Annotated in this window: 21 protein-coding genes; 13 read left to right on the top strand and 8 right to left on the bottom strand. The window is 62.2% G+C overall.

Going from position 1 to position 22,001, the window contains the following annotated elements; translation table 11 throughout:
* Positions 1 to 19: 19 nt before the first annotated feature.
* The gene (locus SAZ10_RS07025; RefSeq protein WP_318608496.1) at positions 20 to 2,125 is read right to left on the bottom strand and encodes an ATP-binding protein; all 2,106 of its coding nucleotides are present in this window, start codon (positions 2,123 to 2,125) and stop codon (positions 20 to 22) included.
* 18 nt (positions 2,126 to 2,143) lie between these two features.
* Complete coding sequence (locus SAZ10_RS07020; RefSeq protein WP_318608495.1) at positions 2,144 to 2,929, bottom strand: response regulator transcription factor; 786 nt, start codon at positions 2,927 to 2,929, stop codon at positions 2,144 to 2,146.
* 44 nt (positions 2,930 to 2,973) lie between these two features.
* On the opposite strand from SAZ10_RS07020, the gene SAZ10_RS07015 reads away from it, so the two are divergent.
* Entirely contained in the window at positions 2,974 to 3,657 is a 684-nt protein-coding gene (locus tag SAZ10_RS07015) for a response regulator transcription factor (protein ID WP_318608494.1), read from the top strand.
* Positions 3,658 to 3,843: 186 nt separating this feature from the next.
* Here SAZ10_RS07015 and SAZ10_RS07010 read toward each other — a convergent pair whose 3' ends face one another.
* A complete protein-coding gene (locus tag SAZ10_RS07010) occupies positions 3,844 to 4,005 on the bottom strand; it encodes a hypothetical protein (protein ID WP_318608493.1) in 162 nt (53 codons plus the stop codon).
* A gap of 420 nt (positions 4,006 to 4,425) precedes the next feature.
* Between SAZ10_RS07010 and SAZ10_RS07005 the strand changes: the two genes are divergently transcribed.
* Together SAZ10_RS07005 and SAZ10_RS07000 are read left to right on the top strand one after the other, a co-directional pair.
* Complete coding sequence (locus tag SAZ10_RS07005; RefSeq protein ID WP_318608492.1) at positions 4,426 to 4,884, top strand: L,D-transpeptidase; 459 nt, start codon at positions 4,426 to 4,428, stop codon at positions 4,882 to 4,884.
* Positions 4,885 to 5,212: 328 nt separating this feature from the next.
* A complete protein-coding gene (locus tag SAZ10_RS07000; protein WP_318609108.1) occupies positions 5,213 to 5,353 on the top strand; it encodes a DUF1127 domain-containing protein in 141 nt (46 codons plus the stop codon).
* 95 nt (positions 5,354 to 5,448) lie between these two features.
* Here SAZ10_RS07000 and SAZ10_RS06995 read toward each other — a convergent pair whose 3' ends face one another.
* Positions 5,449 to 6,471 (bottom strand): aldo/keto reductase, encoded by a 1,023-nt coding sequence (locus tag SAZ10_RS06995; protein WP_318609107.1) that lies wholly within the window; start codon positions 6,469 to 6,471, stop codon positions 5,449 to 5,451.
* Positions 6,472 to 6,751: 280 nt separating this feature from the next.
* Between SAZ10_RS06995 and SAZ10_RS06990 the strand changes: the two genes are divergently transcribed.
* From SAZ10_RS06990 to SAZ10_RS06960, 7 genes are all read left to right on the top strand, one after another.
* Positions 6,752 to 7,564 (top strand): BtpA/SgcQ family protein, encoded by an 813-nt coding sequence (locus SAZ10_RS06990; RefSeq protein WP_318608491.1) that lies wholly within the window; start codon positions 6,752 to 6,754, stop codon positions 7,562 to 7,564.
* The gene (locus tag SAZ10_RS06985; protein ID WP_318608490.1) at positions 7,561 to 8,694 is read left to right on the top strand and encodes a M42 family metallopeptidase; all 1,134 of its coding nucleotides are present in this window, start codon (positions 7,561 to 7,563) and stop codon (positions 8,692 to 8,694) included. The genes SAZ10_RS06990 and SAZ10_RS06985 overlap by 4 nt, the downstream gene beginning before the upstream one ends.
* Positions 8,691 to 10,184: an FGGY-family carbohydrate kinase gene (locus SAZ10_RS06980; RefSeq protein WP_318608489.1), complete on the top strand. Its 1,494-nt coding sequence runs from the start codon at positions 8,691 to 8,693 to the stop codon at positions 10,182 to 10,184. Before SAZ10_RS06985 ends, SAZ10_RS06980 begins: the two co-directional genes overlap by 4 nt.
* On the top strand, positions 10,181 to 10,747 hold the full coding sequence (locus SAZ10_RS06975; RefSeq protein WP_318608488.1) for an SIS domain-containing protein: 567 nt from the start codon (positions 10,181 to 10,183) through the stop codon (positions 10,745 to 10,747). Before SAZ10_RS06980 ends, SAZ10_RS06975 begins: the two co-directional genes overlap by 4 nt.
* A 3-nt stretch (positions 10,748 to 10,750) precedes the next feature.
* Positions 10,751 to 11,491: a creatininase family protein gene (locus SAZ10_RS06970; protein WP_318608487.1), complete on the top strand. Its 741-nt coding sequence runs from the start codon at positions 10,751 to 10,753 to the stop codon at positions 11,489 to 11,491.
* 232 nt (positions 11,492 to 11,723) lie between these two features.
* Complete coding sequence (locus tag SAZ10_RS06965; protein WP_318608486.1) at positions 11,724 to 13,037, top strand: GH1 family beta-glucosidase; 1,314 nt, start codon at positions 11,724 to 11,726, stop codon at positions 13,035 to 13,037.
* Between the two features lie 278 nt (positions 13,038 to 13,315).
* Positions 13,316 to 13,693 carry a hypothetical protein gene (locus SAZ10_RS06960; protein ID WP_318608485.1) on the top strand — a complete coding sequence of 126 codons (378 nt, stop codon included), beginning with the start codon at positions 13,316 to 13,318 and terminating at the stop codon, positions 13,691 to 13,693.
* A 98-nt stretch (positions 13,694 to 13,791) separates the two neighbouring features.
* Here SAZ10_RS06960 and SAZ10_RS06955 read toward each other — a convergent pair whose 3' ends face one another.
* From SAZ10_RS06955 to SAZ10_RS06940, 4 genes are all read right to left on the bottom strand, one after another.
* On the bottom strand, positions 13,792 to 14,985 hold the full coding sequence (locus SAZ10_RS06955) for a heparin lyase I family protein (protein WP_318608484.1): 1,194 nt from the start codon (positions 14,983 to 14,985) through the stop codon (positions 13,792 to 13,794).
* A 111-nt stretch (positions 14,986 to 15,096) separates the two neighbouring features.
* A complete protein-coding gene (locus SAZ10_RS06950) occupies positions 15,097 to 16,014 on the bottom strand; it encodes a carbohydrate ABC transporter permease (RefSeq protein ID WP_318608483.1) in 918 nt (305 codons plus the stop codon).
* A gap of 14 nt (positions 16,015 to 16,028) precedes the next feature.
* Entirely contained in the window at positions 16,029 to 17,150 is a 1,122-nt protein-coding gene (locus SAZ10_RS06945) for a sugar ABC transporter permease (protein WP_318608482.1), read from the bottom strand.
* Positions 17,151 to 17,251: 101 nt separating this feature from the next.
* Positions 17,252 to 18,928, bottom strand: coding sequence for a sugar ABC transporter substrate-binding protein (locus SAZ10_RS06940; protein WP_318608481.1), 1,677 nt, complete (start codon positions 18,926 to 18,928; stop codon positions 17,252 to 17,254).
* Between the two features lie 288 nt (positions 18,929 to 19,216).
* On the opposite strand from SAZ10_RS06940, the gene SAZ10_RS06935 reads away from it, so the two are divergent.
* The 3 genes from SAZ10_RS06935 (at position 19,217) to SAZ10_RS06925 (ending at position 21,793) form a co-directional block, all read left to right on the top strand.
* The gene (locus tag SAZ10_RS06935) at positions 19,217 to 20,275 is read left to right on the top strand and encodes a sn-glycerol-3-phosphate ABC transporter ATP-binding protein UgpC (protein WP_318608480.1); all 1,059 of its coding nucleotides are present in this window, start codon (positions 19,217 to 19,219) and stop codon (positions 20,273 to 20,275) included.
* A gap of 118 nt (positions 20,276 to 20,393) precedes the next feature.
* Positions 20,394 to 20,849, top strand: a complete 456-nt coding sequence (locus SAZ10_RS06930) for an RbsD/FucU family protein (protein WP_318608479.1) — start codon at positions 20,394 to 20,396, stop codon at positions 20,847 to 20,849.
* 5 nt (positions 20,850 to 20,854) lie between these two features.
* On the top strand, positions 20,855 to 21,793 hold the full coding sequence (locus SAZ10_RS06925; RefSeq protein WP_318608478.1) for a ribokinase: 939 nt from the start codon (positions 20,855 to 20,857) through the stop codon (positions 21,791 to 21,793).
* The last annotated feature ends 208 nt before the right edge of the window (positions 21,794 to 22,001 follow it).

Genomic DNA, 22,001 nt, shown 5'->3' with positions numbered 1-22,001 from the left:
GCTACCGAGCGCCGGTCATTCACTTAGCCAGGCTTATCTGGTCGTTGATGACCCCGAGCACGCCGCGAACATCCAGTGTGCTGAACGGCTTCTCGAGGAGCTGCGGGCGCAGATGCGCGGCGAGGTTCTCGATCTCGGCCCGCGCACCGATCATGTCGCCGGTGACCAGCACGAAGCGGCGGGCGAGCTCCGGGCGCTCGGCAAGCAGCTCGCGATAGATGGCGATGCCGCTCTTTCCGGGCATGCGCAGGTCGCTGAAGACGATATCGGGGTCGATCCCGGCAAGCACCTCCGGCGCCGAGGTCCAGCTCGAAACGATTTCCGAGCGAAGCCCCATCAATTCCAATATGTCGGCGAGCGAGCCGGCAACGTCGGGTTCGTCGTCGATGATGAGGGCGCGACGCAGGTCCGCGCCTGTCGCCTGCGCCGCTTCTGCACCTTGGGCATGGCCGGCGGCCAGCGGCAGCTCGACCACGAAACGCGCCCCGCCTTCCGGTGCTTCCTCGAACCAGAGCCGACCGTTGTGGCGCTCGACAATCGAGCGGGAGATCGACAGACCAATGCCGGTACCGACACCGGCCGGCTTGGTCGTGAAGTAGGATTCGAAAATGCGGTCACGGATGTCGGAGGGTATGCCGGGGCCGTTATCCTCGACCCAGAAGCCGGCCATTTCCGCCGCCGTCCGATAGGTGCGGACCTTGATGCGGCGCTCGGTCGGCTGTGCGGCGAGAGCGTGCTGGCTGTTGATCAGGAAATTGGCCACCACCTGCGTCAGGTGGTCGGCATCGCCAAGCACCAGCAGCTGGCCTCCGGCAAAGTCGGCATCGACACTTATCCCGGTCGAGCGCGCACCATAGGCGGTCACCTCCAGAGCCGAGCGGACGACCTGGTTGACGTCGGTCTCGACCTGGGCAGTCGGATGCAAGCGCACCATCCCAAGAAAGCTCTTGACGATACGGCCGCAGCGCTCGGCCGCCGCGCGCACCTTCTCGGCGCGCGCCTTGGTCTGCGGGTCGGCGGCGAATTCATGGAGCAGGGTCGACTGCGCGACCACCACCGCCAGCGGATTGTTGAGCTCATGCGAAACGCCGGCCAGCAACGAGCCCATCGCCGCCATCTTCTCGTTCTGGTGCAGCTTGTCGCGCTGTCGGTTGATCTCGTCCTCCGCCCGCCGCCTTTCACGCAGGTCGCGGATCGAGCCGAGGAACACACGACGGTCGGCAACCTTCACCTCGGAAGCGGTGAGCTCTATCGGGAAAATCTCGCCGGCGGCGTTCTGTGTCACCGTCTCCATGCGGCGCCCGAGCATCGGGGCGCCGCGCCCGCCCAGATAGTCGCCGCCATTGGCGTAACCCTTCCGGTAGAAATGCGGGATGATTGTTTCGAGCAGGTCCTTGCCGATCATTTCCGCTTTCGACCAGCCATACATCCTCTCGGCAGCGGGGTTGAACTCGATGAACTTGCCGGTCTCGTCGACGAGGATCACCGCATCCAGCGAAGCCTGGACAAGTGCGGCGCGTATCACCTCGCTCACATGCGCCGCCGACTGCCCGCGTTCGATCGCGTCAGCGAGCGCAAGCGCGACAATCTCCATGGCCGCCTTGTCTTCGTCGGTCCATATTCGCTCGTAAAGGCAGTCGTTGATCGCCAGTGAACCCCACGAATTGCCGTTGGCGAAAATCGGCACGGATAGGAAAGACTTGATCTTCTGCCTCTCGAAATCCTTGCGAAGAAAACCGTCGATGTCCCGCGTGAGACCAGCGAACATCTTGCCCTGACGCCCTTCTTCGGCGATCCGCCCAAGCAGGGGGTCCATATGAACAACCGCCTGAACGATCACCGTCGGAGGATTGGCATTGCCTTCCACCGTACGGTCGACCCAATAGGTCGCTACCGACTGCGTGAGACCTTGCCCCGGCACCTCGTGCAGGCGAAAGACAATGGCGCGATGCGCCGACATCGAGCGGCCAAGGAGCTCCAGCAGCTCGTCGATCTCCCGGCGCCAGTCGACCGCGTCGCGTAGGCGGCGGACGATGCGCGCGGCCGCGACCGTAGCGCTCTGTTCCTTCCGCGCTGTACTGCTGCTCGGCAGGTTCTCCTGGACCCTGTGCAGGGGAGTCTCCATGTGGAAGCCTTGAGCCCTTCAGCGCTCGGCCGCTTCCTCGCCGGGCAGGGAAAAGATGTATCCTTCGCCACGAACCGTTCGTAGGAATTTCGGATTGGCCGGATCCTCCTCGATCTTCTTGCGCAGCCGCATGATGCGTATGTCGACGGCGCGGGAATTCTCCGGATCTTCGCTCAACCCGATCGCTTCGGAAATCGTCGTGCGGGTCAATAGACGGTTGGCGCGCTTGAGAAACACTTCGAGCACGTCGAATTCGCTCTTGGCCATGTCGAGTATGCCATCGGGCCCGGTCACGGTTCGTGCGTCGAAATCGGCCTGGTAGACGCCAAACCAGGTCCGGCGGCGTGGCGCGTCCGCGTCCAGCTGTTGCGTCAGGCGCGGCTCCGACGGCGGCGGCACGCGGCGCAGAACACTGCGGACACGCGCCAGCAGCTCGCGCAGCTCATAAGGCTTTACGATGTAGTCGTCGGCGCCGAGCTCGAGGCCGACGATGCGGTCGATCGAGGTTCCCGACGCGGTAGCGAAGATGATGCCGATCGGCATCAGCGAACGCAGCCAGCGCGCGAGCGACAGGCCATCCTCGCCGGGCATGGCGATGTCGAGGATGGCAAGGTGGAATGCCTCGCGTTCGGCAAGCGCACGCATCGTCGCCGCGTCCGGAACGGGCGTCACGTCGAAGCCGTTCGCGACAAGATACTCCGCGACCGCTTCGCGCAGATCAGGCTCGTCCTCGACAACGACAATTCGCGCGCGCAGTGTAGTCTCGCCTCCGCTGTCAGCGGAAAGTAGATTCGGTATGAACATGATGTCCAGTCTGATTGCAATTCATTGTTGCTGCGGGTCTAACCATGGCGGGTAGACCTGTTGTGGCTCTTGTCGGCGCATTCGACGAGGCGAACGTCTCGGTCGAAGACTATCTCGAACGGCGCGGCCTCGAGATTCGGGCGGCCCACTCGGGATGGCAGGCCGAATCCTTGCTTGCAGAGCCCGATCTCGATGTCGCTGTCGTCGACCTCGACATCGAACACGGATCCGGCCTTGCCCTTCTCAAGCAATTCGCTCGCCAGGGCGGGCCGTTCTTTGTGATCGTCAGCGACCGGCCCGACATGGTCGAGAAGGTGCTGGCGCTCGAGCTTGGCGCGGCCGACGTCGTCGAGAAGTCGGTCAGCGTGCGCGAGCTTGCCGCGCGTGTCCTTCGTCTTGTGGCGCGCCGCGGCAAAGCGGCGAGCGAACTGGTGGTCCTCGAAAATACGACCGTGGACCTCAAGGCGGCCCTCGTCATGCATCGCAGCGGCATCGAGGAGGGCCTGTCTCCGGGCCAGGTCGCGCTCTTCAGGCTGTTCCTCGCCAATCCGGGCAGGGTACTGACGCGCGACGACATCATCGCCGCCGCCCCAGCCGAAAGCGCGGACGCTTTCGACCGCTCGATCGATTCGCGCATCGTCAGGTTGCGACGCAAGCTCGACACCGAGCGCATCGTCACCATACGCGGCTCGGGTTACAGGTTCGACCCCCCGACGGGCGCCCACTAGAGCGGCGTGCGTTCGAATTGAACCGGCATGCCGCTCTATCTCTTTGTTTAGAGATCGGATTCGTCCGAAAACCGCTACGCACTTTTCGCTGACGCGGTCCTTCGGTTCGGTCCGATGCTCTAGCGCGTACGCCGTTTCAGCAAGAAGCCGACCGGTCGACAGGCCGACGTTCAAAGGGCGCGCCATCTAGCGAACCAGGACAAGGCCTTCGTCGGCGGCCGATATGGCCGCAACGCGATGCTCCTTGCCAGGCTCCTTCATGAGCACGGCGGCGACTGCAGCGAAACCAAGCAGCCCCTGCGCAAAAAGAAGCGACGAAACAATCGCCGATCCAAGCCTGGTCTTCATGATCCCGCTTCCTTCGCCGGCCTAAGCGCAGCCGTACCCACCCGTTACTTATGGCAGCGAAAAATACCGGTCGCCTGTATCCGGATCGTGCCGCCGCAACACTTCGCTGAATCACGCCTGTTGCAGAACCGAAAGCCGCCCTTTCCTGCTGTTACAGGCTCAATTCGCCCAAGTGTTTTCGAATTTCGGCTCGCCGAGGAAAAACGAAATTTGCCATGATCTAATTTTGTGCAAAGTGACCGGATTTGTCCGCTTGTGCAAGAAATGATGCCTGAATCGGTCATTTTTCTCACGGAAACGCCGCGAACGGAAACGGATTCGAAACAAAACTGCGCATTGGACGAAATGCATCGGTTACACGACGCAAAGATAAGTCCTCATCCAATTTCGGCGGCATGAAGCCGCCTCGGAGAGGCACGCATGATCACTGTTGCAGATAAGCTTATTCACATTTCGGCGGCGGCGTTGACCGGCGCCATGCTCTTTTTAGCGACCGGCTCCGGCACCGCGCATGCCACCGGCATGATCGTCGCCCATGTCGATATTTCCAGGCAGCGCATGGAAGTGCTGGTCGACGGCCGCCCGACGTTCCAATGGAAGGTATCGACCGCAGGCCGCGGCTACGTGACGCCGACCGGTTCGTTCAAGCCGACCCGCATGGAAAAGATGTGGTATTCGCGCAAGTACGACATGTCGCCAATGCCGCATTCCGTCTTCTTCGCGGGCGGGTATGCCGTGCACGGCACCAACGCGATTAGGCGGCTCGGCACGCCGGCGTCGCATGGCTGCATCCGGCTCCATCCCAAGAATGCCGCCGACTTCTATCAACTGGTTCGGCTATTCGGTCCGGCCAACACCAGCATCGTAATCACCAGGTAATACCGGGGCAGGTTTACGAGCCCTCGAGCGACGCGGATGCGCATCCGATTGCTCGGCGAGGCCGTATTTGGATCGCCGGCCGCGGCCTCTTGTTCGTCGCGCGGCACGGCCGGTTGGGCTGATCAAGCGCCCCTCGGGCAAGGCAATCACAGTGGTCGGTGCGTTTGTTGGCGACCGGCGAGAGGAACTGGTTGAGCAGATAGCTTTCGTTAACCAGCAATGCGCCGAATGCAAGCCGGCTATGCAAAACGGGGACTTTAAATCGGTTCGACAATCACCCATTTGTGCATTGCAACAACGCACGACCAAAGAGGATGTGAGGGATACAATGAATTTGATCCGTAGCTATCGTAACTGGCGCCGCTATCGCGACACCGTGAATGAGCTGAGCCGCCTGTCTAACCGCGAACTGAATGACCTGGGTATTTCCCGAGCCGATATTCATGCGGTGGCGCAGCGCACGCTGTAAGCGCCGAAGATACGGCGAGGCTTCCTCCTCCCAACGCCTCGCCGCTACCGAAACCCGCCGGTGCTCCCCCGGCGGGTTTTGTCTTTCTCGGCTCCTCAGTCGGTCGGGGCATCCTCCCGCATCAGCCCTTCTGCCTTGAGGTCTGCCCAGAGCGGGGCCGGTATCTCCCGATCGAGAATTGTCCGGTTGGCCTTGACCTGATCGACGCTCTGGCCGCCGGGGATGACAGAGACCACGACCGGGTGCATGAGCGGGAACTTGAGCGCTGCCTCGACCAGCCTGATGTTGTGGCGACGGCAGACGGCCTCGATGCGCGCCACCTTGTCCAGGATCTCCTTGGGCGCCTCGGAATAGTTATAGAAGGCGCCTGGCCTGGGACCGGTCGCCAATATGCCCGAATTGTAGGGCCCGCCGAGCACGATCCCGATACCGCGCTTTTCGCAGAGCGGCAGAAAGCTTTGGAGCGATTCCTGCTCGAGCAGCGTGTAGCGGCCGGCGAGCAGGAAGAGATCGAAGTCGCCCTGTTCGGCAAGCCACTGGCAGGACTCCCATTCATTGACGCCGGCGCCGAATGCTTTGATCACGCCTTGGTCGCGCAACGACATCAGCGCGCGGTAGCCCGATGCCATGAGCTCGTCGAGCTTGACCTGCAGCGCCTCCTGCGAGCCCTGGTTGTACCTGTCGAGATCGTGTGCGTAGAGAATGTCGATGCGATCGACGCCGAGCCGCTCGAAGGAAAATTCGACCGAGCGCATCACGCCGTCATAGGTGTAGTCGTAAACCTCGCGACGCGACGGCGTCTCGAAGAACTTGCCGATGCCGGTGCGCTCTTCCGGTGCAGAAACCGAGAGCAGCCGCCCGACCTTGGTCGAGAGCACATACTCGTCGCGCTTCTTGCCGCGCAGGAAGCGGTTTAGCCGCGTTTCCGAAAGCCCGAGCCCGTAGAGCGGCGCCGTATCATAGTAGCGCGAGCCCGTCTCCCACGCCGCCTCGAGGATGGCATGGGCATCGTCGTCGGAAATGGCGCGGTAGAGATTGCCGAGGGGAGCGGTGCCGAAGCCCAGCTCGGTGAATGTAAGCCCACCATTTCCAATGCGGTCCCAATGCCTCAACTTCATCGCCAACTAGTCCTCCTGACAATTCACCTGCGAACAGCTGCGGGACACTAGCACGGGATGGATTGGGGTGGAGTCATTCATCCCGTTCTAGCCATCTGCTTTTGCAGCATGATCTTATCCGAAAGTCTGCAACTTTTTGCTGCGCTGACCTCCGGTTCGGGATCATGCAGTTAGCACAAACCCATCGGGCCAGAAGCCTCGAACCGTGGACAGCGATTCCCGCTATTGGTAGATCCATGCTCCTAGCCAGCAGCCGATCCAACATCAGTCCGGGGGAATTGTGACAGCGAAATTCAGACGGGTTTTCGGACAAGGCAAGCCAATCATCGCTATGGTGCATTTCGGTGCACTGCCTGGCTCGCCGCTCTACGACACCGCAGGCGGCATAGACGGCCTGATCGAAGGCGTGTCCAAGGATCTCGACGCGCTGCAGAGAGCCGGCGTCGACGCCGTCATGTTCGGCAACGAGAATGACCGCCCCTATGAGTTCAGCGTCGACACCGCCTCTACCGCTACCATGGCCTATGTGATCGGCCGTGTGCGCGACAAGATCAAGGTGCCGTTCGGCGTGAACGTCCTCTGGGACCCGATGTCTTCCATCGCGCTCGGCGCTGCAACGGGCGCCGCTTTCGTCCGGGAGATATTCACCGGCACATACGCGTCCGACATGGGGCCGTGGACCCCAGACGCCGGCAAGGCGATGCGCTATCGCGATCGGCTCCACCGCTCCGACATGGCGCTGCTCTACAACGTCTCGGCCGAGTTCGCCTATTCACTCGACCAGCGCCCGCTACCGGACCGCGCGCGTTCGGCAGTCTTCTCCTCGGTCCCCGACGCCATCCTCGTCTCCGGCCAGATCACCGGCGAGGCAGCCTCGATGAGCGATCTCGAAGCGGTGAAGAAGGCTTTGCCCAATACGCCGGTGCTCGCCAACACGGGCGTCAAGCATGCGACGGTCGGGGAGATCCTGAGGATCGCCGATGGCTGCATCGTCGGTTCCTCGCTCAAGGTCGACGGCAACACCTGGAATGCGGTCGATCCCGACCGTGCAGCGGAGTTCATGCGGCTGGCGCGGGCAGCACGCGGCGAATGAGCAAGCGTGCGGTGAAAATTGAAGCAGCATCGCGCGAGCGGCTTAAGAAACTGCTCGTCGATCTCATGCTTATACCCGGTCTTTCCGGCCATGAAGGCCGGGTGCGCCGCTACCTAAAAAGGGCGCTTGAGGAACTCGGGCTGGAAACCCGCAGCGATCGGCTCGGCAATCTGATCGCAACGCTTCCGGGGGCGGCAAACGCGCCCTCGGTGATGCTCTTCACCCACATGGACCAGCTTGGCTTCGTGGTACGCAAGATCGAGGCCGACGGCTTCATCCGCGTCGAGCGCCTTGGCGGCGTGCCCGAGCGGGCGCTGCCCTCGCAAGAGGTGCTGATCTGCGTGGCCGAGGGACGCGACAGGACGGGCCTCATCGCCAACAAGAGCCACCACGCGACGACGCCGGACGAGAAGTACAAGGTCGTGCCGTATATGGACCTTTATATTGATGCCGGCTTTTCGAGCCGCGAGGAGGCACTAGCTGCCGGGGTCGATATCGGCTTGCCGGTCGTCTACCGGCCGCATGCAATCGCGCTTTCGGAAAGCCGCATCGCCGGCACATCGGTCGACGACCGCGCCGGCTGCGCCGTCATCGTCGAAGCGGCGCGGCTGCTCGTGAAGTCGAAGCAACGGCCGACAGTCCATTTCGTCTTCGCAGTGCAGGAGGAGTTCAACCTGCGTGGTGCGTTGACGGCTGCGCAGATCCTCTCGCCCGACATCGCCATCCAGCTCGACCTGCTGCTTGCGACCGACACGCCGGACATGGGCTATCGCGGCGACGTCCGGCTCGGCGGCGGGCCGGCGATGAGCCTCTATTCCTTCCATGGCCGAGGCACACTGAACGGCACCATCCCGCATCCGGCGCTGGTCTCATTGTTCGACGGCACCGCGAAACGCCTCGGCGCCAATCTGCAGCGTAGCGCTCATACCGGGGCGCTGACCGATTCCTCCTATGTCCAGCTCGTCGGGCAGGGTGTCGCTTCGATCGATCTCGGATTTCCGATGCGCTACTCGCATTCTTCGCTTGAAGTGTGCGATCTCGACGACCTCGAAGAACTGACGCGTCTCCTGGTCGAGGGGATCGCGTCGATCGGGCCCGGCTTCAGCCTCGATCGGGACGACTACGAATGAGCTACTATCTCGGCATCGACATCGGCACCTTCGAATCGAAGGGCGTGATCGTCGATGGCGAGGGCAGGATCGCGGCCTCCGCCTCGAAGCCGCACAAAATGCTGGTGCCGCAACCGGGCTGGGCCGAGCACCGGCCCAAGCAGGACTGGTGGGGCGACTTCACCTTCATTTCGCAGAAGATGCTGGCGGATTCACGGATCGATCCGAAGTCGATCCGCGCCGTCGGAGCAAGTGCGATCGGCCCCTGCATGCTGCCGGTCGATTCCGACGGCGAGGCGCTCAGCAACGCCGCGCTCTACGGGGTCGATGCGCGGGCCGCGAAGGAGATCGAGGAGCTCAACGCCGCGATCGGGCCCGGGCGTATCCTCGAGCGCTGCGGCAATGCGCTCACTTCGCAGTCGGTCGGGCCGAAAATTCTGTGGCTCAGGAAAAACCGGCCAGAGATTCTTGCGAAGGCTGCCAAGATCGTCACCTCGACGACCTATCTCGTGCAGAAGCTGACGGGCGAATGCGTCATCGACCATTATTCGGCCGCCAATTTCTCGCCGCTCTATCTCATCGACCGGCAAGGCTGGAGCACGGAGCTGGCGCCCGACATCATCGAGACGGAACGGCTGCCGCGGCTCGTCTGGACCACGGACATCGCCGGGCGGGTGACCGCCAGGGCGGCTCGCGCGACCGGGCTTGCCCCCGGCACGCCGGTGATTGCCGGTACCATCGACGCTGCGTCGGAAGCGCTCTCGGTCGGCATGATCCGGCCGGGCGACATGATGATCATGTATGGATCGACCATATTCACGATCATGCTGTCGAAAACCCGCATCTCGGATTCGCGGCTGTGGTACGCGCCCTGGCTGTTCAAGGGCGAACACGCCTCCATGGCAGGACTGTCGACCAGCGGCACGCTGACCCACTGGTTTCGCGATTTCGCCGCGCGCGAGCTCGAGCCGGCAAAGGCCTTTGCCACGCTCGCAAGGGAGGCGGAAGCATCGCCGCCGGGCGCGCGCGGGCTCGTCATGCTGCCCTATTTCTCCGGCGAACGGACGCCGATCCACGACCCCAATGCCAAGGGCGTGATCTTCGGGCTGAACCTCACGCACAGCCGCGGCGATCTCTATCGCGCCCTGCTCGAAGGCATTGCCTGCGGCACCCACCACATCATCGAAACTTATCGCGAGATCGGCGAGCTGCCGAAAAGGCTGCTCGCCGTCGGCGGCGGCACCAAGAATAAAGTCTGGTCGCAGGCGACATCGGATATCTCCGGGAGGCCGCAGACGGTCTGCAGGAAGACTGTCGGTGCCTCTTATGGGGATGCATTCCTGGCCGCGCTCGCCGTCGGCGATGTCGGCAAGAAAGATATTCTCGCCTGGAATCCGGAGGAGCGGCGAATCGTGCCCAACCGCAAGAACCGCGCCGTCTATGAGCGGCAGTTCTGCGCGTTCAGGGAACTCTATCTGCGCAACAAGGATCTGATGGCGGAGCTGTCATGACATCAAGAAAGGAGAGCCCGTTCGGCGTAGCGCTCGACGAGCTCGGCACAGCGCTGAAGCGGATCGACGAGAATTCTATCGACAGAGCCTGCGACATGATCGCCGGTGCCGGCAAGCTCGGAACCTATGGCTGCGGACGCGAGGCCCTGCAGGTCAGGGGCTTTGCGATGCGGCTCTTCCATCTCGGCCTGCCCGTGGCGGTGGTCGGCGACATGACCATGCCAGCGCTGGGGCAGGGCGATGTGTTCCTAGCGAGCTCAGGGCCGGGTGAGACCTCGACCGTACTTTCTCTAATGAAGGTTGCCCGGCAGGCCGGCGCGACCAACCTGCTGCTCACCGCACAGCCCGAAAGCAGCGCCGCCAAGCTTGCCGACTTCACGCTGGTAATTCCGGCGCAGACCATGGCGAGCGATCAAGGCACAAGCCGCACGTCGGTGCTGCCGATGGGCTCCGTCTTCGAGGGTGCGCTGTTCCTGCTGTTCGAGATCATGGTCCTGAAGCTGAGGACATTGCTCGGCACCACGCCTGAGGAAATGCGGGCACGCCACACCAACATGGAGTAGCCCATGCGCTACGAATTGATGCTGCCGCACCAGATCCGCACGGCCATTGCCGAGAACTGGCCGGTCGTGCTGCCGCTCGGCGTTCTCGAATATAACGGCGAGCACATGGCCGTCGGCATGGACACGCTTGCCGTCGTCAAGATGCTCGAGCTCGTCGAGCGGGAGATGAACCTCGTCATCCTGCCGCCTTTCTACTACGGCGCAGCGAGCTATGCGGTGGAGCCGCCGGAGGGCAACGGCTCGCTGCAGGTCGGCGGAAGCGAGCTCGCGCCCTTCGCTGAAGCGCTGTTTTTCAGCCTGCTCAGGGTCGGCTTCCGCAACATCCACGCGATCATCCATCATCAGACGGAGAATTTTGCCGCCGGCATGCCGACCGATCTGTCGTTCAAGGTCGCCGGCCGGCAGGCGATCTTCCGCTTCATCGAGCGGGAAAGCGGCGAGGGCTGGTGGGGCAACGAGAAGACCGCCAACTACTATGCCGAGCACGCGGCGGGCAGCAACCCGTTCAACTGGGTTCAGGTCCACCCGCTGATGACGCCGGAGATTCTCACGCAGTATCCCTTCGACCATGCCGGACAAGGCGAGACCTCGCTGATGATGGCGCTCTGCCCGGAGGCAGTCGACATGGCGAGATTCCCGGAGAACAAAGGCTGGTACACGGCCTCCGCAAAGGACGCTTCGGCCGAGCTGGGCAACAAGGGCCGGGAGTTGATTCTGGAGCGGCTACGCAATCTGTTCCGCTAGACGTCGGCGTGGCTAAGGTACTGGCCGGAACTGCGGTCCCGAGCTTCAATAGCGGGTCTGAGCTTCGTTCAAGCAATTCTGTTGTCGCCCGACGCTATTCCCGGTGTCGAAACATGGTAAAATCTGTAGCCATGAAACGACCTAGCTCGAGTGCTCTTCGTGAGCGGCCCAAGCGATTGCCTCCGGGGAGTCACTGACGGCCGCCTACATCTCTGCAGGGCTGGAACGCATAATGTTTTCCGTAAATCGCGGCCAATTCGGACCGAATTTCGTGTTTGGCGCGGCGACCGCGGCCTACCAGATCGAAGGCGGCCAGGGCGACGGCCGTGGCACCTGCATCTGGGACACTTTCGCGGCGACCCCCGGCAACGTGAAGAACGCCGACGACGGCCGCATCGCCGATGACCACTACAACCGCTGGCCGGCAGATCTCGACCTGATCCGCGATGGCGGCTTCGACGCCTATCGCTTCTCAATCGCATGGCCGCGCCTGTTCCCCGAAGGGACCGGCGCCATCAACCAGGCCGGCCTCGACTTCTACGACCGGCTGATCGACGGCATGCTCGCGCGTGGCATCAAGCCGTTCGCGACGCTCTATCACTGGGACCTGCCGTCGACGCTTCAGGACAAGGGCGGCTGGATGAACCGTGACATCGGCGAATGGTTCGCCGACTATGCCGCGCTTGTCGCCAGGAGCTTCGGCGACCGTCTGCACGCGACTGCGACCATCAACGAGCCGTGGTGCGTCTCGGTCCTGGGCCACATCATCGGCCGCCACGCGCCGGGCTATCGCGACCTGCGCGCCGGCGCCCGCGCTATGCACCACGTACTTTATGCGCATGGCATGGGTGTCGATGCCCTGCGCGCCAATGGCGCCAAGAACATCGGCATTGTGACAAACCTCGAGAAGGCCGAGGCGGCGAGCGACAAGGACGAAGATCGGCGCGCGCTCGAGATCGGCGACGCCATGTTCAACGGCTGGTTCCTCGGCGGCGTCTACAAGGGCCAGTATCCCAAGGTGCTGACTGACCTGCTCGGGCCCTATCTGCCGAAGGATTGGCAGAAGGACATTGAGATCGTGAACCGCCCGCTCGACTGGGCCGGCATCAACTACTATTCGCGCGGCCTTTACGCCCACAACCCGCATCCGGCGTATTACTCGATCCCGATCCGTACCGTTCCCGGCACCCTCGAAAAGAACGATCTCGGCTGGGAGATCTATCCCAAGGGCTTGACGGACCTCCTGGTCCGCGTGTCACGCGACTACACCAAGTTGCCAATCTACGTTACCGAGACCGGCATGTCCGAGACCGACGATACGCGCCGCGTCGCCTTCTACGACCGTCATTTAAACGCCGTTCTGGATGCGCAGAAGCAGGGCGCCGACGTGCGTGGCTTCTTCGCTTGGTCGCTGCTTGACAACTACGAGTGGGGTGAGGGCTACTCGTCGCGCTTCGGCATCGTGCATGTCGACTATGCGACGCAGACACGTACACCCAAGGGCAGCTACCGCGCCTTCCAGGGCATGCTGCATAACACTAGGTGAACTGGCGTACCCGCGGGCTACGCACCCCACCGCCCTGGGGGGCGGCGACGGGGCAGCTGCAAGAAAAGGGGCACTCGCGCCCGGGACTCCGCGAGCAGGTGGGTATATTGTCCCGTCCAATACCTCCGAGCGCGTCCAGCGCCCGGCTCGGGGTCAAGAAGGGGCGGTGGCTGCAGGGAAAGCGCCGGTCGAGATTGCCTGCCAATTACCCTCGCCGCTGTTCGTCGATCCGGAGCCGGGCGGCGGCAAGGAAAGGGGCCCTGCCTCAGGAGGGCGAGATGAAGATTGTGACGGCGATTGTAGCGTTGGTGACCGGGTGCATAACCGGACAGACCGCAGCTGAGGGCATGGACAAGCTCTATCTCTGTCATGAAGTGTCAAATTCTCAAGGGGGGAAACTCACACGCAAGGTAATCCTGGGCGTCAATCCCAGCGCGTTGGAGCCAGAAGGCCGCTCCATCTCAATCTTGTATCCCAGCGGTTATTCCGAGGAGATGCGATGTGAGACGCTCGGCACGGTATGGATTTGCACCTTGAAGACGGACTTGGGCACTCTGAAATATGTGCTCGATACTGAGACGGCTGAACTATCGATTCCGTATTTGCTAAAGCGATGGTCTAAACTCGACTGCGAACCCTTCGACCCGTTTCAATAGTCAATAATTCGAGTAGCTAAGAGGGGACGTGCCGTTGATGGCCAAGAGCCGGAGTTTCAACGGAGTGTCTCCTTGCAGCGGCTTGGGCGAGCCGGAGGCTAGTCGGATCGCTCAACCTCAACCCGGTCAATATCCATGGTATCGATCGACGGCAGATAATCGCGATAGTGACCGATCTTGAACTTGACCTGCGGTATCTTGCCGGGCGCCGGTTCATAGCCGATCTTTCCGGTGACCCTCGCGACGAACCGTCCATTCGCATAGATTTCGATTGCCGCGGCCTTCGAGCGACTCATCTGGACCCTATACTGCATGTCAACCCACGCTCCACGCGGAGAGGGTAGAACGGGATCCGCACCATATTCGACCGTAAGGTTTGCCGTACACGCCGTGTTGGCAGGATCGCTTGGGCGAGTTGATATGCAATCACGCGCAACGCCGGGTCTGGCAGGCCAGATCGAGCCGTCGGGCATGGGGGCAGAGGCCACTCGGCAACGGCAATCTTCGTCCTGAACAGTCACATGCAGCACGCCGTCGTCGAAGCGTTGAGCCAGTGCCGGACTAGGGTCCTCATAGACGGGGCTGATCGGCTCTTCTTTCCACTGCGCGATCACCCAACGGACCGAGTTCTTCGTATCCTGAATGACTGCTGGCATGCGGAATCGCAGCTTGTAAGTGAATGGTTCGTCGGCGGCATGGATATATTGTGACTGAAAACGCAACTCTTGGCGTTGGATGCATTCGCCTTCCTCACCTGCGGCTAGAGCCCTTTGGATGATTGCGCTGTCACAGTAGGGATCCCCGTTTGTGTGAACGGCTGCGAACGGAATCGTTTTTGTATCGTTGAAGCTTGGCCCATGGAGGTTCGGCTCATCGGATTCTTCCACCGGCCGGTCAGGAGGTGGTGAGAATGCCGAAAGGGGCGTTATGCGAGGGCCCGGCGGCTCCTTGCGGCACTTTTTGCCACCCAGCGAATTGATGTCGACCGTGATCCGCGCGAACTGGCTGCCTGGATCATCGGGATCGTGCAGAAACTCGATCGGAGCCTTGTCCATATTTATCTGACAGGGAGACCACAGGCTGCGATTTAGCTCTGAGGTCGAGAAGTCGTCCGACCACTTGTCACCGGCCAAAGCCGGCCCGATCACGACAACGTACAGGCAAATAGCCGTCTTCCAGCAAAAGTTCATATGACCCGTCCGGGTCTGGAATTGCGCTCTCGGGTCCTCGCCGGGCTTGATCAATTGCCGCTCGATACCGATGATTTCGGCGCGACCGGAAGTCGCCGCCATTGCGGGGTCCTATGCCAGCGAGTGATGTCTGCTCGCTTGTCCCGATGATACCGTGCGCAGCGCAGCCCGTCACGGTCGAGATGCGCGTGCAGGTAAGGGTGAGGGCCGCTTCTACTTCACCGCGCCTGCCGTCATGCCCTTGATCAGGTAACGCTCCAGCAGGATGCCGATCAGCGCGAGCGGCGTGATTGCGGCGGTGGCAAGTGCTGCCATCGCCCACCAGTTGATGCCTTGCGAGCCTGTCTGGCTGGCCACCATCACAGGCAAGGTCTTGGCATCAGCCGACGTCAGAAGAGCGGCGAAGAAATATTCGTTCCAGCAAAGCACCAGCGCCAGGATGAAGGCTGCTACCATGCCCGGCAGCGCGATCGGCAGTACGATGCGGAAGAACGCGCCCCAGATCGACAGGCCGTCGACCAGCGCCGCCTCTTCCAGCTCGACGGGGATGGAGTTGAACTGGTCGCGCATGATCCAGATCGCGATCGGCAGCACCATGAGCGTATAGAGGAGGATGAGGCCGATGCGGGTGTCGAGCAAGCCCACCTCCTTGTAGAGGACCAGGAACGGCAGCGCGAGCACGACAGGGGGCAGGATCAGCTGCGACAGGAAGAAGAAGGAGATGTCCTCGTTCTTCATCCACAGGAACTGGTAGCGGAAGCGGGTGAGGCCGTAGGCTGCCAGGCTGCCGATGATGATCGCCAGCGCTGAGGCGCTGATCGAGCAGACTACCGAATTCATGAAACGCTTCACGAACTCGTCGCGTACGGTCGAGGTCTGGAAGATGGTGTCGGGCGATAGACCGAGCGAGCGCCAACCCTTCCAGTCGGGCATGAAGTCGACGAACGGGACGAGATGGCCCTGCGTCACGTCCACGGCGACTTTCATCGAGGTGGTGACAGTCCAGTAGATCGGGAAAAGGCAGATGAAGGCCCAGAAGATCAGCGCCGCATAGATGAAGACGCGGCTCGTCCAGAACGCGGCTGGCGAGCCCACTTGGGATGGTGCGTATTCGGTTTCAGCCAAGGCCATTTCAGCGTCTTTTCTCAGGTGACGTTGCGCACGAAGCGTTGGGCAAGCTTGAGGAGCAGCGTGACGAAGATGATGATGAGGATGAGGTAGACCATAGCCAGCATGGTGCCGTAGCCGACATTCGAGCGGTCGCGATATTCACGGTAGATGAAGCTCGTCACAGAATCGGTCGCGCCGCCGGGGCCGCCGGAGGTGACGGTGATGATGATGTCGGCGAGCTTCAGCTTGAAGATGATCCTCAGGATGATCGCCGTCACCGAGACGGGCAGCATCAGCGGGAAGGTCACCTGCCAGAAGCTTTGCCAGGCGTTGGCACCATCGACCTTGGCAGCCTCGTGGATCTCCTTGGACATCGCCTGCAGTCCGGCAAGCAGCATGATCATCATGAAGGGAATGTAGGTCCAGGCGTCGAGCGCCATGATCGACAACCTGGCAAGCGTCGGGTCGGCAAAGAAGGTCGGACTGCTCCAGCCGAGGTGGCGCGCCAGTGTCGCTGCCGGTCCGAAGCGGTATTCGAGCAAGGATTTGCCGATCATCCACGAGACGGCGACGGGAGACAGCATCAGCGGCAGCAGGAAGACGACGCGGAAGAATTTTCGCGCGCGGATCTGCGCATTGAGGAGCAGAGCGAGGCCGAAGGCGATCACATACTCGACGAGCACCGCGAGCACGTAGAGCACCATGTTGAACAGCGCGTTGCGATAGTAGGGGTCGCCAAGCATCTGCCAGAAATTGGCAAGGCCGTTGAACTGCCGGCCGGTGAAGGAGCTGAGGTTCCAGTCCGTGAAGGCGATGTAGAGGCCGAACAGGGTTGGGAAGATCACCATGGCAACGGTGAAAAGCACGGCCGGCAGCACGAACAGCGCCTTGTAGCCGTCCTCGCCGCGCCGCAGCACCTGGGCGATTCCCAGCGCTATTCCCCAGATTACGTAGGCATAGATCAGGGGCCGCCAGTTGGCGAAGCCGATCGTCGTGACACCTGAAACGAACAATGCCTGCACGACGAAAGTTGCCGCCAGAACAAGAGAGGCGGCCGCAAGTATGAACCAGCCGAGGCGCTTGCGGCTGTCCGGAATGAAATCGGCAGGCGTGGCAAGTGCCAGACCTGGCGTCACGGCAGAAGCTTGATCAGCCATGCATCATCTTTCGGGTTATGTCAGGGAGAGTCTACTGAAAGATGCCGAAACACGAAACCCGGCAGCGATTGCCGCCGGGTCCCGATCCTGAGCTCGCCGGACTACAGCCCGAGAGAGGCCTTGTAGAGCTTGATCTGGTTCTCGCGACCGATCTGGTCGGTCAGCTTTTCCCAGGCGGCAGCAATGTTGTCGGCACCCTGCTGGGCGGTCATCTGCCCGGCAAAGACCTTGGCCAGCTCGTCCTCGGCGATCGAGTAGTATTGGAAAATACCGGGAATGCGCGGTTCGATCGCTGCGTTCGGATGATTGTAGGAATCGCTCTCTGACTTCAGGTAGGATGTGATGAACGCCTCGTCATAACCGGCCGCAACCCATTCCGGAATGTTGAAGTGGCTGTTCCGGTACGGCTGGAAGCCGGACGGATAGGCCGCCGTCCACAGCGAAAGATCCTTGCCTCCGAGATGAGCGGCTGCGGACCAGGCCGCCTTCTTCTTCTTCTCGTCGGAATCCACGCGCGCCATGACGTAGACGCCCCAGCCGAGATAGGCGCAGTTCGGAGAATAGTTCGGGCCGCTCGCGAGCTTCTCCCACTGGCCGGTCTTGGAGTTGTAGACGTCGTCCGAACCGGGCAGGATCGAGAAGCCGGTGACGTCGCCGACGACCGACGAATCATTGGTCTTGACGTTCGAGCCGACATCACCCCACCAGGCAACCATGGAGCCGGTGCCGCCGAGGAACTGCGAAAAGGCAGTCTGGTTCGGGTCGGCATTGATCTGGTCCGCCGGCTCGAAGGGGAGGGCATCGATCACGTCCTGGATCGCGCGAACCCAGGCGGGATTGTTGATGCGCGGCTTCATCGTGTCCGGATCGAACAGCCATGCCTTGTCGTCCGGATGCTTGGCATAGGCGGTGGCGCGGCTGCCGAGGAAGTAGAAGCCGAACCCGCCCCAGGGCTTCGGGGCATCGAGGTAGCCATAGATGTCCTGGCCGTTGACCTGCTTGCCCTTCAGGAACTTGGTAACCGCCTGCACCTGCTGCCAGGTCTTCGGCACGCCCCATTCGGTCAGGCCGGCCTTGTCACCGGAATCGGCTTTCCAGGCTTCGGCCAGGCCGGAATCGGAGAAGACGTCGGTGCGGTAGTTGAAGTTGTGGGTGTCGCCGTCGACCGTGACGCGGTACTGCTTGCCGTCCCAGGTGCCGACCGGCGGCTTCAGGTAGTTCACGAGGTCGTCGAAGTCGATCTGCTTCTTCACCCAGTCGGGCATTTCAGAAGCAAGACCCTTGCCGCAGACGTCACCCTCGAAAGGCGCGCCCATCTCGAGAATGTCGAAATCAACCGTGCCGGTTGCGATCGATTGCTGGAGCCGCGGGTTGTAGTCGGCCTGAGCGAGGTCGATCCAGTTGATTTTTGCGCCGGTATATGCCTCCCACGGCTTCAGGAAGCCACGGAAAAGCACGTTGTGCAGGTTCTGATTGTTGAGGCCCATGAATGTGAGCTCGACACCTGCGAACTCGCCTTCCTTTACATTCGCCTTGGTCGCGCCAAGGCAAAGTTCGCCGACCTTCTGGAAGTCGGCGTCCGTCGGCTGACCCTTGCCGACCCCGGGGATCTGCAGGATCTGTGCGCGCAGATTGTCCTGCGCGGAGGCCTGGCGCGTCAGCGCTGTAAGACCGCCGCCTGAGATCGCGGCAAGCACGGCGGCGCTTACCCCGCCCTTCAGCACGTCGCGCCGGGTCGCACCCGCGCGCACGAGCTGTTCATAGATGTGTACCTTCATGTCTTATAACCTCCCACGACATGGCCAAGGTGAACCGGATGCATCGATGTCCGGCAAGCGAGCCGCCCATATTCACCGCCCGGGCGCCTCGGTTGAACGATCTAGGTCTGTGTTACTCCCAATCCAGATAGTCCGGAAAATTCGATGCAGCTAAGATCAGTATCGGGGAACTCGCTGCGGTGTCAACGCGGCGGATTTCGTCTATGAATGACAATTTCAGTGGTGGACTTGAAAACGGGCCTTTATTAGCTTCAGCGCCCTGGGAGCAAGGACAGGCCGGGAGGACTGATGGCGCAAGTAGCGATCCGCAACGTATCGAAATCATACGGCGCCGTGCCGGTGCTGCACGACGTCAGCGTCGACATTGCGGATGGAAGGTTCGTCGTGCTCGTCGGCCCGTCCGGATGCGGCAAATCCACGCTGCTGAGGATGGTGGCGGGACTGGAAAGCGTGACGAGCGGCGCAATCGAGATCGCCGACACGGTGGTCAACCACCTGCCGCCCGCCAAGCGTGACATCGCCATGGTGTTCCAGAGCTATGCCCTGTACCCGCACAAGACCGTGCGCGACAACATGGCCTTCGCGCTGAAGCTCAGGGGCACTGACAAGAAGCTCGTCGAGGAGCGTGTCCGCAAGGCCGCGGAGATCCTGGATCTCGTCCCCTATCTCGACCGCTATCCGCGCCAGCTCTCAGGCGGCCAGCGCCAGCGCGTCGCGATGGGGCGCGCGATCGTGCGCAACCCGCAGGTCTTCCTGTTCGACGAGCCGCTCTCCAACCTCGACGCCAAGCTCAGGGTGCAGATGCGCACCGAGATCAAGGAGCTGCATCAGCGGCTCAAGACGACCACGATCTACGTCACGCACGATCAGGTGGAGGCCATGACCATGGCCGACAAGATCGTCGTCATGCAGGCCGGTCGTATCGAACAGATCGGTGCGCCGCTCGAGCTGTTCGACAAACCGGCGAACCTGTTCGTGGCGGGCTTCATCGGCTCGCCGGCGATGAACATGCTGAAGGGCAGGGTACGGCTCGGAGAGAAGAGGGGTGTCGAGGTCGGCGGGGTGTTGCTGCCCTTCTCCGGCGATCCTCAGGTGAACGACGGCCAGGAGGTGATCTACGGCATTCGCCCCGAGCACATCGCGCTTTCGCCAGATGGCTTTCCGGCGCGGGTCTCGGTGGTCGAGCCGACAGGTTCCGAAACGATGGTGTTCCTGCGTTTCGGCGAGAGCGAGATGGTCGCTCTTTTCCGCGAGCGCCACAGCTTCAGGCCGGGCGACACGCTGACGCTGATGCCGCGCACCGAGCTCGCCCATGTGTTCGACGCGGGTACAGGCAAGCGGCTCTGACGGCTTTCCGCATTGACCCCTCGGTCGAGGGCTACTAGAGCAGGATGAACTAGAACGCTGTCCTCTGCCCTGCTCTAGCTGTTTGTTTTCGCAGTAGAAAATCTCGGGAGGAATTCTCATGCTCAAGGGTATCAGCCCCCTTCTCAATGCCGACGTGCTCTACGCGATCAGGGCGATGGGGCATGGCGACGATCTGATCATGTGCGATACCAATTTCCCGGCGGACTCCATCGCCAGGCAGACGCGTCTGGGGAAGTTGCTGCGCATCGACAATGTGACGGCCGGCGAGGCTGCGGCCGCGATCCTTTCGCTGTATCCGCTCGACACCTTCGTCGACGATGCGGCCGCACGCATGGAGATCGTCGGCAAGCCGGACGAGATCCCGGCGGTGCAGCAGGAAGTGCAAAAGGCGATCGACAAGGCCGAGGGCAAGCCCTGGCCGATGATGAGCATCGAGCGCTACGCCTTCTATGAGCGGGCGAAGCAGGCCTATTGCGTGATCCAGACCGGCGAGCGGCGCTTCTACGGCTGCTTCGCTTTCCGCAAGGGCGTGGTGCCGCCGGACGCGGAGTGAGCAGGATGACTTCGAAGCCGATCGTGATCCTCGGCGTCTTCGTCGCCGACACGGCCTATCGCGCGGAACGTCAGCCACGGATGGGCGAAACCATTCTCGGGACGAGCTTCGTTCTCGGCCCCGGAGGCAAGGGCTCCAACCAGTCGGTCGCCTGCGGCAAGCTCGGCGCGGACGTTTCCTTCATCACCAGGCTCGGCAAGGACGCATTCGCCGAGATGGCGATCAGGACCTGGAAGGCTGCCGGCGTAAAGCCGGCCGTCATCGAAACGCCTGACAGCTATACCGGTGCCGCCTACATTTTCATCGAGAACGGTACGGGCAACAACGCCATCATCATCAGCCCGGGCGCGGCTGCGCTGATCTCGCCGGCCGACATCGACGCCAATGCCGATCTGATCCGTTCCGCCTCGATCTTCGTCACGCAGCTCGAGCAGCCGATGGACGCCGCGATCCGTGCGCTCGCGATCGCCAAGGAAGCGGGCGTGACGACCATCCTCAACCCGGCGCCCGCGGCCCCTTTGCCGGATTCGATCTATCCGCTTTGCGATTACGTGACGCCGAATGAAACCGAGGCGGAAGGGATCACCGGCGTGCCGGTGGCTTCCCTCGACGATGCGCGCAAGGCCGCCGACGTCCTCCTCAGGAAAGGCGTCGGCGCGGCTCTCATCACGCTCGGCGAGAAAGGGGCACTCCTGCACACGCCGAAGAGCTCCGACCTCGTGCCGACCTATTCGGTCGGCCCCGTCGTCGAGACGACCGGGGCAGGCGACGCCTTCAATGGCGGATTTGCGGTCGGGCTTTCGCGTGGCTTCACGCCGCTCGATGCAGCGCGCTTCGGCTGCGCCGTCGCCGGCATCTCCGTGACGCGGCCAGGCACCGCACCTTCCATGCCGGCGCTCGATGAAGCGATGGCGGTGTTCGAGCGGGCGCCGGTCGGCGGCTGATCTAGAATGTGTGGATATCAATCCGCGATCCGGCTCGCCTACTGGAGTACCCCTCATCCGTCTCGGCGCTAAAGCGCCGAGCCACCTTGCATTGGAAATTGTGTACGAAGACGGGTCTCGCAAGGGACGCCAATGGCCGGGTGGCCACCCGGCCATTGGCGCCGATCGTCGGATCGCATCCACCTGAACCTGGAGGGTTGAGGAGAAG

The sequence above is a fragment of the Mesorhizobium sp. BAC0120 genome (assembly GCF_033542235.1).
In the GTDB taxonomy this organism is placed as follows: domain Bacteria; phylum Pseudomonadota; class Alphaproteobacteria; order Rhizobiales; family Rhizobiaceae; genus JAWRCU01.
Note: the sequence above shows the minus strand (reverse complement) of the source record. Positions and strands in the feature narration are given on the sequence as shown.